Annotated in this window: 12 protein-coding genes; 9 read left to right on the plus strand and 3 right to left on the minus strand. The window is 70.8% G+C overall.

Annotated elements, in window-relative coordinates; genetic code table 11:
• The first annotated feature begins 90 nt into the window (after positions 1-90).
• The 8 genes from argH to RT051_RS08255 all read left to right on the plus strand — a co-directional run bounded on the left by argH (position 91) and on the right by RT051_RS08255 (position 13,913).
• A complete protein-coding gene (gene argH, locus RT051_RS08220) occupies positions 91-1,551 on the plus strand; it encodes an argininosuccinate lyase (RefSeq protein WP_313074846.1) in 1,461 nt (486 codons plus the stop codon).
• Between the two features lie 64 nt (positions 1,552-1,615).
• On the plus strand, positions 1,616-2,593 hold the full coding sequence (locus RT051_RS08225) for a Bug family tripartite tricarboxylate transporter substrate binding protein (RefSeq protein WP_313074847.1): 978 nt from the start codon (positions 1,616-1,618) through the stop codon (positions 2,591-2,593).
• 49 nt (positions 2,594-2,642) lie between these two features.
• Positions 2,643-8,708: an MG2 domain-containing protein gene (locus RT051_RS08230; protein ID WP_313074849.1), complete on the plus strand. Its 6,066-nt coding sequence runs from the start codon at positions 2,643-2,645 to the stop codon at positions 8,706-8,708.
• 125 nt (positions 8,709-8,833) lie between these two features.
• Entirely contained in the window at positions 8,834-9,874 is a 1,041-nt protein-coding gene (locus tag RT051_RS08235) for an ABC transporter ATP-binding protein (protein WP_313074852.1), read from the plus strand.
• Positions 9,875-9,942: 68 nt separating this feature from the next.
• Positions 9,943-11,232 carry an ABC transporter substrate-binding protein gene (locus tag RT051_RS08240; RefSeq protein ID WP_313074855.1) on the plus strand — a complete coding sequence of 430 codons (1,290 nt, stop codon included), beginning with the start codon at positions 9,943-9,945 and terminating at the stop codon, positions 11,230-11,232.
• Positions 11,232-12,137: a sugar ABC transporter permease gene (locus tag RT051_RS08245; protein ID WP_313074858.1), complete on the plus strand. Its 906-nt coding sequence runs from the start codon at positions 11,232-11,234 to the stop codon at positions 12,135-12,137. The genes RT051_RS08240 and RT051_RS08245 overlap by 1 nt, the downstream gene beginning before the upstream one ends.
• Before the next feature lie 17 nt (positions 12,138-12,154).
• Positions 12,155-12,967, plus strand: a complete 813-nt coding sequence (locus RT051_RS08250) for a carbohydrate ABC transporter permease (RefSeq protein WP_313074875.1) — start codon at positions 12,155-12,157, stop codon at positions 12,965-12,967.
• Positions 12,968-13,037: 70 nt separating this feature from the next.
• A complete protein-coding gene (locus tag RT051_RS08255) occupies positions 13,038-13,913 on the plus strand; it encodes an endonuclease/exonuclease/phosphatase family protein (protein WP_313074862.1) in 876 nt (291 codons plus the stop codon).
• Here the strand turns inward: RT051_RS08255 and RT051_RS08260 are convergent.
• The 3 genes from RT051_RS08260 to RT051_RS08270 form a co-directional block, all read right to left on the minus strand.
• Positions 13,886-14,125: a DUF3079 domain-containing protein gene (locus RT051_RS08260; RefSeq protein ID WP_313074865.1), complete on the minus strand. Its 240-nt coding sequence runs from the start codon at positions 14,123-14,125 to the stop codon at positions 13,886-13,888. The two genes, RT051_RS08255 and RT051_RS08260, sit on opposite strands and share 28 nt — an antisense overlap.
• A 76-nt stretch (positions 14,126-14,201) precedes the next feature.
• On the minus strand, positions 14,202-14,369 hold the full coding sequence (locus RT051_RS08265; RefSeq protein WP_313074868.1) for a BrnA antitoxin family protein: 168 nt from the start codon (positions 14,367-14,369) through the stop codon (positions 14,202-14,204).
• Between the two features lie 101 nt (positions 14,370-14,470).
• Positions 14,471-14,944 carry a hypothetical protein gene (locus RT051_RS08270; protein ID WP_313074872.1) on the minus strand — a complete coding sequence of 158 codons (474 nt, stop codon included), beginning with the start codon at positions 14,942-14,944 and terminating at the stop codon, positions 14,471-14,473.
• Positions 14,945-15,146: 202 nt separating this feature from the next.
• Between RT051_RS08270 and RT051_RS08275 the strand changes: the two genes are divergently transcribed.
• Positions 15,147-15,526 (plus strand): transglycosylase domain-containing protein (locus tag RT051_RS08275; RefSeq protein WP_409520578.1); only part of this gene is annotated, 380 nt, incomplete at its 3' end.

Genomic DNA, 15,526 nt, shown 5'->3' on the forward strand with positions numbered 1-15,526 from the left:
CGGGACCGATAAAATTTCCCGCTTTTGCTCCTCCCCGCCCGCGCGGCTTCCGTGCAGCCGGGGCCGCCAGCCCTACCGGATCACCGCTTCATGTCCCCAAGCCCCGCCACGCAACCCTCCCATGACCAGCTCGCCACCAAGGCCCAGGCCTGGTCGGCTCTGTTCTCCGAGCCCATGAGCGATCTGGTCAAGCGCTATACGTCGAGCGTGTTCTTCGACAAGCGCCTGTGGCAGGCCGACATCGCCGGCAGCCTGGCGCACGCCGAGATGCTGGCCGCGCAGGGCATCATCGGTACGCAGGACCACGAGGACATCCAGCGCGGCTTGGCCACGATCGCCCGCGAGATCGAGTCGGGCGAGTTCGAGTGGCAGCTCGACCTGGAGGACGTGCACCTGAACATCGAGGCGCGCCTGACCCGGCTGGTGGGTGATGCCGGCAAGCGGCTGCACACCGGCCGTAGCCGCAATGACCAGGTGGCCACCGACGTGCGCCTGTGGCTGCGCGGCGAGATCGACATGCTCTCGGGCCTGCTGGCCGACGTGCAGCGCGCGCTGGTCGAAGTGGCCGCGCAGAACGTCGATGCCATCCTGCCCGGCTTCACCCACCTGCAGGTGGCCCAGCCCGTGAGCTTTGCCCACCACCTGCTGGCCTACGTGGAGATGTTCGCGCGCGATGCCGAGCGCATGGCGGACGTGCGCCGGCGCGTCAATGTGCTGCCGCTGGGCAGCGCCGCGCTGGCCGGCACCACCTACCCGCTGGACCGCGAGCGCGTGGCGCGCACCCTGGGCATGGACGGCGTGTGCCAGAACAGCCTGGACGCCGTGAGCGACCGCGACTTCGCCATCGAGTTCACGGCCGCGGCCAGCCTGGTCATGGTGCACATCAGCCGGCTGTCGGAGGAGCTGATCGTCTGGATGAGTCAGAACTTCGGCTTCATCCGCATCGCCGACCGCTTCACCACCGGCTCGAGCATCATGCCGCAGAAGAAGAACCCGGACGTGCCGGAACTGGCCCGCGGCAAGACCGGCCGCGTGGTCGGTCACCTCATGGGGCTGATCACGCTGATGAAGGGCCAGCCCCTGGCCTACAACAAGGACAACCAGGAAGACAAGGAGCCGCTGTTCGACACGGTGGACACCCTGAAGGACACGCTGCGCATCTTCGCCGAGATGATCGGCGGCCAGGTTGATGCCGCCACCGGCGCCAAGAGCGGCGGCATCACCGTGAACCGGGACGCCATGCGCGCCGCTGCCCTGAAGGGCTATGCCACGGCCACCGACCTGGCCGACTATCTGGTCAAGAAGGGCCTGCCATTTCGCGATGCCCACGAGACCGTGGCGCATGCCGTGCGCGCGGCCGTGGAGCAGGGCGTGGATCTGTCCGGGCTGCCGCTGGCCACGCTGCAGGGCTTTCACCCGGCGATCGAGGGTGACGTGTTCGAGGCGCTCAGCCTGGAAGGCTCGCTCAACGCACGCAACACCCTGGGCGGCACGGCGCCCGCGCAGGTGCGCGCACAGATCGCCCGCCACCGGGCGCGGCTGGGCGCGTGAACCCGGCGCCGGCGCGAGAGGCACCTGCGCCTTCCCTTTCCCCCACGATAACGGAGACATCGCCATGACCTTCACCCGTCGCCGCCTGCTGGCGCACACCGCCGCCGCCTGCGCCCTGCCGGCCCTTGCGCCCGCCTGGGCGCAGGGCGGCAAGACCTTGCGCATCCTCGTGGGCTTTCCGCCCGGCGGCGGCAGCGACGCCATCGCCCGCCTGCTGGCCGAGCGGCTGCGTGAGCCGCTGGGCATGAACATCGTCGTGGAGAACCGCCCCGGCGCAGGCGGCCAGGTGGCGGCGCAGGCGCTCAAGAACGCCCCGGCCGATGGCAGCACGCTGTTTCTCACGCACGACCACACCATCTCCATCCTGCCGCAGGTGGTGAAGAACGCCGGCTTCGAGCCGGCGCGCGACTTCGTCGCCGCCGGGGGCCTGGCCACCTTCGTGAACGCCTTTGCCGTCTCGCCCGGCACGCCGGCAGCGGGCTTCAACGAGTACGTGGAATGGGTGCGGCGCCAGCAGGGCGGCAAGAGTGCGGTGGGCATTCCGGCGCCGGCATCCACCCCCGAGTTCCTGGTCAAGCTGCTGGGCGAGCGCTACCAGCTCGACCTGGTGTCGGCACCCTACCGCGGCAGCGCGCCCATGATCGGCGACATGCTGGGCAACCAGATTCCGGCCGGCATCGGCTCGGTGCAGGACTTCATCGAGAACCACCGCGCCGGCAAGCTGCGCGTGGTGGCGGTGCTGGGCACCAAACGCCAGGCCGCGCTGCCAGACGTGCCCACCTTCGCCGAGCTGGGCGTGGCGGGCTTCGAGGACACGCCCTACTACGGCTTCTACGCCCCCGCGGGCACGCCCGAGGCCGTCCTGCAGCGGTTTTCCACCGCGCTGGCCCAGGTGCTGGCGCAGCCGGCGGTGCGCGAGCAGCTCACCGCCATGGGCCTGACCGTGGGCCACATGACGCCCGCGCAGCTCACCGGGCGCGAGCGTGCCTACACCGCGGTGTGGAAGCGCATCATCCAGACCAGCGGCTTCACGCCGCAGTGAACCCGCACCGGCCAGACCCGTCACGAAAAGCGCCAAAGGACATCCACGCATGAGGGCACGCAACATCACGACGGGACTGGCGGCGACGCTGCTGCTCCTGACGGGCCTGGCAGGCGCTGGCGCAGCGCACGCGCAGCAGACGCTGAAAGTCGCCGGCGTCTCGCCGCAGGGCGAGGTGGCGCGGGTGCAGCAGGTGGTCGTGCGCTTCGAGGTGCCGGCCGTGCAGGCGGGCGACGCCCGCGCCCCCGCGCCCGCCACCGTGGCGTGCAGCGACGCCGAGGCCGGGCGCGGCACAGGCCGCTGGAACAGCGAGCGCGAATGGGTCTATGACTTCGCCAGCGACCTGCCGCCCGGTGTGCGCTGCACCATCACCGCGAAGCCTGGCTTCAAATCGCCGCAGGGTGCAGGCCTGGCGAGGGGTTTTAGCTATCAATTCAATACCGGCGGGCCGCATGTGCAGGACGTGCAGCCCGGCACCTGGCAGGAGATCGACGAGGAGCAGTACTTCGTGCTGCGCCTGAACGGCCCGGCCACCACCGCAAGCGTGCAACAAAACACTTGGTGCGTGGCCGACGGCGTGGGCGAGCGCATCCCCGTGCGCCTGATCGAGGGCAAGGAGCGTCAGGCCATCCTGAAGGCCACGCACCAGGACAAGGCCGCCACCCGGGCGCCGCTGCGCTATGCGACGCTGGCCTGCACCCGGCGGCTGACGGCCGGCACGCGCATGCAGCTGGTCTATGGCCGCGGCGTGGCCACGCCTGGCGGCATCGCCAACACCGCCGAGGAGCGCTTCGCCTACCAGGTGCGCGAGCCCTTCAAGGTCGAGTTCTCTTGCGAGCGCGAGAACGCCCAGGCGGCGTGCCTGCCGATCCGGCCGCTGCGCGTGAATTTCAACGCCCCGGTGCCCGCCCGGCTGGCCCAGGCCATCCGCCTCAAGGGGGCCGGGCAGACGCTGTCGCCCCGACCGCCGCGGGAGGGAGAAGGCCGCGAGGGCCGGGCCGACGGCGACGTGCTGGTCGATGGCGTCTCGTTTGCGCCGCCGCTGGCCGCCCAGTCCGGCTACACCCTGGAGCTGCCCAAGGGCTTCCAGGACGCCGCCGGCCGTGCGCCGGCCAACGGGCAGAGCTTTCCGATGCCGGTGGCCACCGGCGCGCTGCCGCCGCTGGCCAAGTTCGCCGCCACACCCTTCGGCGTGGTCGAGCGCTACGCCGAGGGGCCCGAGGGGCCGGCGCTGCTGCCGGTGACGCTGCGCAACGTCGAGGCGCAGCTGGCCGTGCAGGGCCTGCAGCCCGGCGCGCCGGCGCCGCAGCAGGGGGCGGCCCAGGTGCGCACCCTGCAGCCCGCCGAGGACGCCGACATCATTGCCTGGCTGCGCCGCGTGGAGCGCTGGGACACGTTCAGCCTGGAGCGCGTCCAGGCGCGCCGCGACACGCGCGCGCCCCTGCCCGCGCCCCTGCCGGACGAGGGGGACGGCGAGCGCGACCAGGTGCAGACGCGCATGGTGCCGCTGCTGGCCGGGCAGCCCGGCGTGCGCGCGCTCGAGCTGCCGCGCCCGGCGCAGGGCGAGCCGCGGCCCTTCGAGGTGGTGGGCATTCCGCTGCCGCCGGGCTTCTCGGTGGTCGAGATCGCCTCGCCCCTGCTCGGCGCGTCGCTGCTGGACGAGCGCCACGGCGCGGCGCGCACCATGTATGTGCGCACCACCGCCCTGGTGACCAACCTGGGCGTGCACTTCAAGCTCGGGCGCGAGAACGCCGTGGCCTGGGTGACCACGCTCGACAAGGGCCAGCCTGTGGCGGGCGCACGCGTGCGCGTGTCCGCCTGCGACGGCCGTTCGCTGGCCAGCGCCACCACCGACGCCAGCGGCGTGGCGCGTTTCGAGGGGCTGTCGCCCGAGCCGCCGGCCTGCAGCGGCGGCGGCGACGACTGGCGCCGGGCCTATTTCGTGAGCGCCCGCGGCGGCGACGACCTGGCCTTTGCCTGGAGCGACTGGCAGCGCGGCATCGAGCCCTGGCGCTTCAACGTGCCCACGGCCAGCGGCCCCCAGCCCGACGAGGTGGCCCACACCGTCTTCGACCGTACGCTGCTGCGCGCCGGCGAGACCGTATCCATGAAGCACCTGCTGCGCAGCCAGACGGGCGCCGGGTTCGCGCTGCCGGCGCGGCGCCCGCGCGAGCTGGTCATCACCCACGTGGGCAGTGGCCAGCAATACACCCAGACGCTCGCCTGGCGCGGCACGCCCACCGGGGGGCTGAGCGCCAGCAGCCAGTTCCAGGTGCCGCCGGCCGCGGCGCTGGGCCAGTACCAGGTGCAGCTGCGCGGCGGCGGCCCGGCGGGCGAGGACGCCGGGGAGGGCGGCCGCAGTCTGGACAGCGGCAGCTTTCGCGTGGAGGAGTTCCGCCTGCCGGTGCTGCAGGGGCGCATCGCCCCGGCCGCCTCGGCGCCGCTGGTGCACGCGCGCAGCGTCACGGCCGACGTGCAGGTCGGCTACGTCTCGGGCGGCGCGGCGGCGCGCCTGCCGGTGCGCGTGTCGGCGCTGGTGCGCGCCAAGGTGCTGCACTTCGAGGACTTCGACACCTTCAGTTTCCAGGGTCCGAGAAAGCGCGCAGCGCAGGCCGGCGGCGAGGGCGGAGGCGACGGCGAGGAGGAGCCCGCCGCCAGCCAGGACGCGCGCGTGGTCGCCGACAAGCTGCCCCTGACCCTGGACAAGAACGGCACGGCGCGCACCACCATCGAGCCCGTGCCGCAGGCGCGCCAGGCGCAGGACCTGGTGCTGGAGGCCACCTACGCCGACCCCAACGGCGAAGTGCAGACGCTGCATGCCACGCACACGCTGTGGCCGGCCGGCGTGGTCGCCGGCATCAAGGCCGAGGACTGGGCCGCCAGCACCGGCCGGGTGCGTTTTCAGGCGCTGGCGCTGGACCTGGACGGCCGGCCGCAGGCCGGCGTGCCGCTGGCGGTGCAGGCCGTCGCCCGCACCACCACCACCAGCAGAAAGCGCATGGTCGGGGGCTTCTACAGCTACGACAACCGGACCGAGACGCGCGACCTGGGCACGGTGTGCAGCGGCACAAGCGACGGACGCGGCCTGCTGCTGTGCGACGCGCAGATCGACGAGCCGGGCGAGGTCGAGCTGATCGCCACCGCGCGCGACAAGGACGGCAACCAGGCCGAGGCCGCGACTTCGGTGTGGGTGGCGCGGCGTGGCGAGCTGTGGTTTGGCGGCCAGGACCACGACCGCATCGACGTGCTGCCCGAAAAGAAGAGCTATGAGCCCGGCGAGACCGCGCGGCTGCAGGTGCGCATGCCGTTCCGCTTTGCGACGGCCCTGGTGGCGGTGGAGCGCGAGGGCGTGATCGACACCCGCGTGGTGCAGCTCAATGGCCAGGACCCGATCATCGAATTGAAAGTGGAGGAGGGCTGGGCGCCCAACGTCTACGTCAGCGTGCTCAGCGTCCGCGGGCGGCTGCGCGAGGTGCCGTGGTACAGCTTCTTTACCTGGGGCTTCAAGGCGCCGCGCGAGTGGTGGAGCGCCTTCTGGCACGAGGGCCGCGAATACGTGGCGCCCACCGCCCTGGTGGACCTGGCCAAGCCGGCCTACCGCCTGGGCCTGGCCGAGCTGCGCGTGGGCGCGCGCGCCCACCGTATCGACGTGCAGGTGCAGGCCGACCAGGAGAGTTACCCCGTGCGCGGACAGGCGCAGGTCACCGTGCGCGCCACGCTGGCGGGCGGCAAGCCTGCTGCCGGCGCCGAGGTGGCGCTGGCGGTGGTGGACGAGGCGCTGCTGGAGCTGATGCCCAACACCAGCTGGAACCTGCTGGACGCCATGCTGGCGCGGCGCGCCTGGGGCGTGGAGACCTCGACCGCGCAGATGGAGATCATCGGCCGGCGCCACTATGGCAAGAAGGCCGTGCCGGCGGGCGGCGGCGGCGGGCGGGCACAGACCCGCGAGCTGCTGGACACCCTGCTGCTGTGGCAGCCGGCCGTGCGGCTGGACGAGCGCGGCGAGGCGCGCGTGACCGTGCCGCTCAACGACGCCCTGACCACCTTCCGCGTGGTGGCGGTGGCCGACGCCGGCACCGGCCAGTTCGGCACGGGCGCCACGCGCATCCGCGCCACGCAGGACCTGCAGATCGTCAGCGGCCTGCCGCCGCTGGTGCGCGGTGGCGACCGGTTCCGCGCGCAGATCACGCTGCGCAACACCACGGCGCGGCCCATGCGGGTCGAGGTGACGCCGCGCGCGGCGCTGCTGCAGCTGGCGGCGCAGACCGTGGAGCTGCCCGCGGGCGAGGCGCGCGAGGTGGCCTGGGACGTCACCGCGCCCGAGGCGCTGGGCGCCATGCGCGCCCAGGCCCTGCCGTGGGAGGTGCAGGCGCGCGACACCCTGGGCGGGGCGCGCGATGCGCTCAAGCTCAGCCAGCGCATCGTTCCCGCCGTGCCGCTGGCCGTGCAGCAGGCCTCGCTGCGCCAGATCGACGGCGACCTGCAGCTGCCGGTGGCGCCGCCCGCGGACGCGCTGCCCGGGCGCGGCGGCCTGCAGCTGTCGCTGCAGCCCCGCCTGGCCGAAGGCCTGCCCGGCGTGCGCGACTGGTGGGAGCGCTACCCCTACACCTGCCTGGAGCAGCAGGCCAGCCGCGCCATCGGCCTGCAGGACGCGCAGCTGTGGCAGGCCATCGCCGCACGGCTGCCGACCTACCTGGACGCCGACGGCCTGGCAAGCTACTTCCCGCCGCGCGCAGGCGACGGCGAGCGCGGCAGCGACACGCTGACCGCCTACCTGCTGGCCGCCACGCACGAGGCGGCCGGCCTGGACGCCGCCTTTGCGCTGCCGCCCGAGGCACGCGCGGCCATGGAGCGCGGGCTGATCGCCTTCGTCGAAGGCCGCATCGAACGCAAGTACTGGAGCCCGCAGCGCGACCTGGACCTGCGCAAGCTCGCCGCCATCGAGGCGCTGTCGCGCTACGGCCGCGCCACGCCACGCATGCTGCAGAGCCTGCGCATTGCGCCCAACCAGTGGCCCACGCACGCCGTGATCGACTGGGTCAACGTCCTCAAGCGCCTGGACGACGCCGGCCTGCCCGAGCGCGGCGCGCGCCTGGCCGAGGCGCTGCAGATCCTGCGCGCGCGCCTGTCCTGGCAGGGAACGCGCCTGGGCTTTGCCGACGAGGCGGGCGACCACTGGTGGTGGCTGATGCAGGGCGCCGACGTGAACGCTGCGCGGCTGATCCTGGCCGTGCTGGACGAGCCCGACTGGCAGGCCGACCTGGGCCGCCTGGCGGCCGGCTTCATCGCCCGCCAGCAGGGCGGCGCCTGGCCGACGACCACGGCCAACTTCTGGGGCGGCATGGCGCTGGCGAAGTTCAGCGCCCGGTTCGAATCCGCGCCGGTGGCCGGCAGCACGCGCGCCACGCTGGGCGGCCAGGCGGCCGCCGTGGACTGGAGCCAGGTGCGGCCGGCCCGCACGGCGGACGCCACGGGCGCCGCGCATCAGGGCAGCGGCCTGGGCGCGCCCGCCGCGCCCGGCCTGCTGGCGGGCAACCGCATGTTCCTGCCCTGGCCCACCGGCCCCGAGGGCGGCGCAGGCACGCTGGCCGTGCAGCACCAGGGCACGGGCCGGCCGTGGCTGACGCTGCAGTCGCTGGCCGCCGTCCCGCTGAAGGAGCCGTTCAGCGCGGGCTTTTCCATCCGCCGCAGCGTCACCCCGGTCGAGCAGGCCGACAAGAACCTGCCCGCCGGCCAATACAGCCGCGGCGACATCCTGCGCGTGACGCTGGAGGTGAGCAGCCGCGCCGACATGACCTGGGTGGCCATCACCGACCCCATCCCCGGAGGCGCGACCATCCTGGGCAGCGGCCTGGGGCGCGACTCCGAGATCGCCACCGAGGGCGAACGCCGCGAGGGCGCGGGCTGGCCCGCCTACGAGGAGCGCAGCTTCGAGGCCTTCCGCAGCTACTACGAATACCTGCCCAAGGGCACGGTGAAGATGCAGTACACCGTGCGGCTGAACAATGCCGGCGACTTCGCCCTGCCACCCAGCCGGGTCGAGGCGCTGTATGCGCCGGAGATGCGCGGGGAGGCGCCCAACGCTGCAGTGAAGGTGCTCGCGCCCAAGCCTTGAACGGAGATAAAAAATGCGCCAAGCCCTTGCAGGGCAACGATAGTTTGCTCTTTTAACAGGAGTGACCCTTCAGGGCGTCACGCCAGTGTCACGTAACGGCCATGGGGCGGACCTACACTCGCGCGATGTCTTTGATCGAGCTTGAATCGGTTGCCAAGTCCTGGGGCGACACCAGCGCCCTGCAATCCCTGAACCTGCGCATCGAGCCCGGCACGTTCTGCGTGCTGCTGGGCCCTTCGGGCTGCGGCAAATCGACCACGTTGCGCATCATCGCCGGGCTGGAGAGCGCCAGCAGCGGCCAGGTGCGCATCGACGGGCGCGACGTGACGCAGCTGCCACCGGCGCAGCGCGGCATTGCCATGGTGTTCCAGAACTACGCGCTGTTCCCGCACCTGACGGTGGCCGACAACATCGGCTTCGGCCTGTCGGTGCGCAAGACGCCCAAGGCCGAGGCCGCCGAGCGCATCGACCAGACGGCGCGCCTGTTGGGCCTGGCGCATCTGCTGGACCGACGCCCGGCGCAGCTGTCCGGCGGCCAGCAGCAGCGCGTTGCGCTGGGCCGCGCGCTGGTGGCGCAGGCCCGCGTGTGCCTGATGGACGAGCCGCTGTCCAACCTGGACGCGCAGCTGCGCCAGGAGATGCGCACCGAACTGCGCGAACTGCAGCAGCGCCTGGGCCTCACCGTCGTCTACGTCACGCACGACCAGACCGAGGCCATGAGCATGGCCGACCAAGTGGTTCTGCTGCACCAGGGCCGGGTCGAGCAGTGCGCGCCGCCGCGCGAGGTTTATGCCGCGCCGGCGACCACGTTCGCCGCGCGCTTCATCGGCACGCCGCCGATGAATCTGGTGCAGCTGGAGGATGGGCGCATTGCGGGCACCGATGTGGCGGCCGGCCCTGCGGGCGCGCAGTGGCTGGGCCTGCGCCCCGAGGCGGTGCGCCTGGCTCCCGCGGGCAGCGCTCAGCCGGGCGTCGCCGCCACCGTGCACAGCCAGGAATACCTGGGCGCCGATGCTGTGCTGCGCTGCGCCGTGGGTTCGGAGTTCATCACCGTGCGCGCGCCCGGCCAGCAGGCCCTGGCGCGCCAGGGCGAGGCCGTGCAGCTGCATTGGCAGCCAGGCGACTGCCACTATTTCGATCCGCAGGGCCGACGCCTGCCCGCCTGATGGGCGCCCGCGTGGTCCAAGGCCCGCGCCCGCCATTTTTTGTCCGTTCCACCGCAAGGAGACCCGCCATGCAACGCAAGACGTTCCTGAAAACCGTATCCGCTGCCGCCCTGGCCGCCTGCGCACTGCCGGCGCTGGCGCAAACCAGCGTGGAGGTGCCGTTCTATTACCCGGTCGCGGTGGGGGGCCCCATCACCAAGGTCATCGACGGCTACGCCGAGGAATTCAACAAGACCAACCCGCGCACCAAGGTCACGCCGATCTACGCCGGCACCTACCAGGAGACCATCGTCAAGGCGCTGACGGCCAACAAATCGGGCAAGCCGCCGGCCACGTCGGTGCTGCTGTCCACCGACATGTTCACGCTGATCGACGAGGACGCCATCGTGCCCATCGACGATTTCGTGAAGACCGACGCCGACCGCGCCTGGCTCAAGAGCTTCTACCCGGCCTTCATGGCCAACAGCCAGACCGGCGGGAAGACCTGGGGCATCCCGTTCCAGCGCTCCACCGTGGTGCTGTACTACAACAAGGACGCCTTCAAGGAGGCCGGCCTGGACCCCGCCAAGGCCCCGGCCAACTGGAAGGAGCTCAAGGAGATGGCGCACAAGCTGACGAAAAAAGACGCCAGCGGCAACGTCTCGCAGTACGGCATCCAGATTCCCTCCACCGGCTTTGCCTACTGGCTGCTGCAGACGCTGACCACGCCCAACGACGTGCTGCTGGCCAACGAGGCCGGCACGCAGGTGACGTTCGACAACCCCAAGGTCGTCGAGGCGGTGGATTTTTGGGTGAATCTTGCCAAGGAGGGCGTGCACCCCAAGGGCGTGATCGAGTGGGGCACGACGCCGAAGGACTTCTTCGAGAAGAAGGCCGCCATGATCGTCACCACCACCGGCAACCTGACCAACGTGAAGAACAACGCCAAGTTCGACTTCGGCGTGGCACAGATCGCAGGCAATGTGCGCAAGGGCGGCTCGCCCACGGGCGGGGGCAACTTCTACATCTTCAAGAAGGCGCCCAGGGAGCAGCAGCAGGCGGCGTTCGAGTTCGCCAAGTGGATCACCCAGCCCGAGCGTGCCGCGCAGTGGAGCATCGACAGCGGCTACGTCGCCGTCTCGCCGGCCGCGTACGACACGCCGGCGCTCAAGAAATACGGCCAGGAATTCCCGCCCGCGCTGGTGGCGCGCGACCAGTTGCCGGTGTCGGTGGCCGAGTTCTCCACGCACGAGAACCAGCGCGTGACCAAGGTGCTCAATGACGCCGTGCAGGCCGCGCTGAACGGCACCAAGACCTCGGCGCAGGCCATGAAGGACGCGCAGCGCGAGGCCGACCGCATCCTGCGCAGCTACAAGTGATGCAGGCCAGCACCGCGCGCGCAGGCAACGCCGGCGCCGGCCAGCGCGCCATCCACGCGTGGTTGCTGCTGCTTCCGGCGCTCATGCTGCTGGTGGCCTTCACGCACTGGCCGGCCGTCGCCACGCTGATCGACAGCTTCTACTCGACTCCGCGCGGCAGCCGGCCGTCCGTTTGGGTGGGCTTGGAGAACTACCAGGTGATGTGGGACGACCCGGTGTTCTGGCACGCCGTGCGCAACAACCTGTGGTTCGCCGGCGCAACGATTCCGCTGTCCATCGGCCTGGCGCTCGTCATGGCGTTGTGGGTCAACGAGCGCCTGGCCGGGCGCACGCTGGTGCGCATGGCCTATTTCACGCCCACCGTGCTGCCGATGATCGCCGTGGCCAACATCTGGCTGTTCTTCTACACGCCGCAATACGGCCTGCTGGAGCAGATCACTGGGGCCCTGGGCCTGCCTTCGCACAACTGGCTGGGCGACCCTTCGACGGCGCTGGCCGCGGTGACGCTGGTGGCCGTGTGGAAGGAGGCGGGCTTTTTCATGATCTTCTATCTGGCGGCGCTGCAGACGCTGAACCCCAGCCTGAAGGAGGCCGCTGCCATCGAGGGCGCCTCCCGCTGGTATTTCTTTCGCCGCGTGCAGTGGCCGCTGCTCATGCCGACCACGCTGTTCGTCCTGGTCAACGCCGTCATCAACGCCTTCCGCCTGGTCGACCACATCTTCATCCTGACGCGCGGCGGGCCGGACAACGCCACCACGCTCTTGCTGTATCACCTGTACGAAGTGGGCTTCAAGTTCTGGGACACGGGCTACGCCGCCGCCATCACCGTGGTGCTGGTCGCTGTGCTGGCCACCGTGGCGCTGGTGCAATTCTTCGTGCTGGATAAAAGGGTGCACTACAAGTGAAGCGCCAAGACACCGCTGTGCGCCTGTACGGCGCCACCTGGCTGGACACCCTGGGCGCCTGGCTGCTGGCGCTCTTGTGGATATTGCCGCTGGCCTACGCCTTCTGGACCGCCTTCCACCCGCCCGAATACGCCACGCGCCTGGCGCTGGATGCGCCCTGGACACTGGACAACTTCCGCCGTGCCTGGGAGGCCGCGCCCTTTGCGCGCTACTTCCTGAACACCGCCGTGCTGGTGGCGCTGATTCTGGCGGCGCAGCTGGTGCTGTCGACGCTGGCCGCCTACGCCTTTGCGCGCTACCGCTTCCCTGGCAGCAACGTCGCCTTTGCGCTGGTGCTGGTGCAGCTCATGATTACGCCCGACCTGCTGCTGGTGGAGAACTACAAAACCATGGGCCACCTGGGCCTGGTGGACACGCTCACCGCCATTGGCCTGCCGTACTTCGCCTCGGCGTTCGCCATCTTTTTGCTGCGCCAGACCTTCATGGGCATTCCCAAGGAGCTGGACGAGGCTGCGCGCGTGGAGGGCGCCAGCGCCCTGCAGATCCTGTGGCGCGTCTATGTGCCGCTGGCGCGGCCGGTGTACACCGCCTTCGCGCTGGTCTCGGTGAGCTTTCACTGGAACAACTTCTTGTGGCCGCTCATCATCACCAACAGCGTTGAGTCGCGCCCGCTGACCGTGGGTCTGCAGGTGTTCTCGTCGGTGGAGCAGGGCGTGGAGTGGTCACTGATCACCGCCGCCACGCTGATGTCGGTGGCGCCGCTGCTGGTCGGCTTCATCCTGTTCCAGCGCCAGTTCGTGCAAAGCTTCATGCGCGCCGGCATCAAGTGAGGTTTTTGGTCGAAATGGCCTTCAGCCGTTGTCAATCAAGCGCAGTCAGCTATTTTTTTTGATGTAAACCATGCAGATCGTCACCTGGAACACGCAGTGGTGCCTGGGCCTGGACGGCCAGGTCGACGTGGCGCGCATCGTGCGCCAGGCGCTGGCCATGGACGATGTGGACGTGCTGTGCCTGCAGGAGATCGCCAGCGGTTTCTCCACCCTGGCCGGCGCGCCGGGTGATCAGCCGGCCCAGCTGCAGGCGCTGCTGCCCGCGGGCTGGCAGGTGTTCTTCGGCGCCGCCGTGGATGCCTGGACGCCCGGTGGCCGCCAGCGCTTTGGCAACCTGATCGCCACACGCCTGCCCGTGCTGCAGGTGCAGCACCACCCGCTGCCGTACCCGGCGGATGCCAGTGTGAGCAGCATGCCGCGCATGTGCAGCGTGCTGACGGTGCAGGACGAGGTCCTGGGCGCCGTGCGCATCATGACCACGCACCTGGAGTACTACTCGCGCGTGCAGCGCATGGCGCAGGCGCAGGGCCTGCGCGCGCTCATCCTGGAATACGCGGCGCACGCCGCGCAGCCGGCGCCGCCGGGCAAGCCGGACACGCCCTTCCAGCAGCGCGCGCACACGCCACACGCCATCCTGTGCGGCGACTTCAACCTGCAGGCGCATGAAGCCGAATACGCGCTGCTCGCCGCACCGCTGTCAACCGAGGAAGCCGGCACCTGGGCCCAGGCAGGCAGCGTGCCGCTGCACGACGCCTGGCGCGTGCTGCATCCGAAGGCGCCGCAGCCGCCCACCTTCTGCGTGTTCGACCAGCGCTTTTCCAAGTCGCCCATCGCCTGCGACTTCGTCTGGGTCAGCGACTCGCTCAAGGGCCATGTCCGCACCATGGCCATCGACGGCGAGACTCAAGCCTCGGATCATCAGCCGGTGGTGCTGGAGCTGGGGTAAGGCGTCCCATCGCCCTGCGTTTGCCCGGGCGGTAACCACTCGGCCCAGTCCGGTCCAAACAGCTCAGCCGGGTGCTGGCTGCGTTCCGAGCCGTTGCCGCACAGCATGGCGTCCGCCGCGCAATAGCGGTCGCAGCCCCAGCAGGTGCGCTCGGGGCGGGCCGGGTTCAGGGGGAATTTTTTGCGGAGCGAGCCGCCAGGGGCGAGGGGCATGCCAGGCAGTCTGGGCATGCATGGATGACGTGGTTTTGACTTCCGTCAAATCTTGTCCGGCAGTCATGGAGACCGGCTAGGCGCACGGATGCGTCTTGAGCCATTCGCGCGTCGCCTCGTTGACCCGCGTCCGCCAGCCTTTGCCCGAGGCCTTCAGTGCCGCCAGCACGTCGGCATCGAAGCGGATGGTGGTCGGCACCTTGAGCGGCTCTCCGTAGTCCTGGCGCACATCGGGCCACACCACCGCCGATTCCCGTTCCAGCTTGCCTGCCAGCGCCAGGGATATGCCGTGTCATGCGTCAAGCTCCGGCCCGGGCGGCTGGAGGGGGCAATGCCCCAGCTGCCTCAGCGTGGATTGAACTGGCGCTGGCGCTCGTAGTGGGCGTCCTGCTCGCGCTGCCATTGCTGCTGCGCCCGGGTGCGATCCACGTGGTCGCGCCAGACCTGGTCGGGGACCTGGCTGGCCGGGGCGTTGCCGCCGGAGGCGCCGCGGCCGGCGCGGGTATCGCGCTCGACGCTGCGCACGATGCTGTCCACCTGGCGCTGGATGTCGGCGTCCGAGCGGCGCTCGGTGTGGGTGGGAACCGCCCACAGGCGGGTCTGGCCTGGCGCCGACTGAGGGGCAGGGGCGGGCTGGGCCGGCGCCGGCGCCTCGGACCAGCGCTGGGTACGAGGTGCTTCCGGCCGCACCTGGGTGTGCGGCGCTTCCGACCACACCGGGGTCCGGGGCGCCTCGGACCACACCTGGGTCTGCGCGCCGGCGGGCAGACCCAGGGCGCAGGCGGAGAGGGACAGGAACACGCGCAGGGCACGCTGCATGGAAGTCTCCTTGGGTCAAGGGTGAATGGCGGCGAGAAGCCTAGGCGGCCCGGCCCCACCTGTCCATGGGGGCAGGACAAGCTAAGCTGCCGCCCGCATGCCGACCCTGTTCACGCGCTCAGACACACTCCGGCGACACGGAGTCGTTCGCAACTTTTTTTGTAGCGCACTATCGATGGCTGGCGCGGATTTTCGCCATTTTTTGCTCTCGGAAACAACCAGAGCCGGCCGCGCCGCGCTGCTGGCCCTGGCCCTGGGCGCATGCGCCCTGCCGGTGCGGGCCCTGCCGAGCTTCGACGAGGTGCGCGCCGCGCACCGCCCGTCCGACCTGCAGCTGCTCTCGCGCGAGGGCGAGGTGCTGCACAGCGTGCGCACCGACAGCAGCGTGCGCCGCGGCGCATGGCTGGCGCTGCGGGACGTCTCGCCCGCGCTGCGCACTGCCCTGGTGCTGAGCGAGGACCGGCGCTTCTACGAGCACAGCGGCGTGGACTGGACGGCCGTCTCCGCCGCCGCCTGGGCCAACCTGTGGAACCGGCGCACGCGCGGCGCCAGCACCATCACCATGCAGCTGGCCGGCCTGCT

Origin of the sequence: Melaminivora sp., assembly GCF_032059615.1 — a bacterium.
Classification (GTDB): Bacteria; Pseudomonadota; Gammaproteobacteria; order Burkholderiales; family Burkholderiaceae_C; genus Melaminivora.

Excerpts from the sequence above, each read along its gene's own strand:
- argH (WP_313074846.1), top strand. The coding sequence starts at position 91 with ATGTCCCCAAGCCCCGCCACGCAACCCTCCCATGACCAGCTCGCCACC.
- RT051_RS08225 (WP_313074847.1), top strand. The coding sequence starts at position 1,616 with ATGACCTTCACCCGTCGCCGCCTGCTGGCGCACACCGCCGCCGCCTGC.
- RT051_RS08230 (WP_313074849.1), top strand. The coding sequence starts at position 2,643 with ATGAGGGCACGCAACATCACGACGGGACTGGCGGCGACGCTGCTGCTC.
- RT051_RS08235 (WP_313074852.1), top strand. The coding sequence starts at position 8,834 with ATGTCTTTGATCGAGCTTGAATCGGTTGCCAAGTCCTGGGGCGACACC.
- RT051_RS08240 (WP_313074855.1), top strand. The coding sequence starts at position 9,943 with ATGCAACGCAAGACGTTCCTGAAAACCGTATCCGCTGCCGCCCTGGCC.
- RT051_RS08245 (WP_313074858.1), top strand. The coding sequence starts at position 11,232 with ATGCAGGCCAGCACCGCGCGCGCAGGCAACGCCGGCGCCGGCCAGCGC.
- RT051_RS08255 (WP_313074862.1), top strand. The coding sequence starts at position 13,038 with ATGCAGATCGTCACCTGGAACACGCAGTGGTGCCTGGGCCTGGACGGC.
- RT051_RS08260 (WP_313074865.1), bottom strand. The coding sequence starts at position 14,125 with ATGCCCCTCGCCCCTGGCGGCTCGCTCCGCAAAAAATTCCCCCTGAAC.
- RT051_RS08270 (WP_313074872.1), bottom strand. The coding sequence starts at position 14,944 with ATGCAGCGTGCCCTGCGCGTGTTCCTGTCCCTCTCCGCCTGCGCCCTG.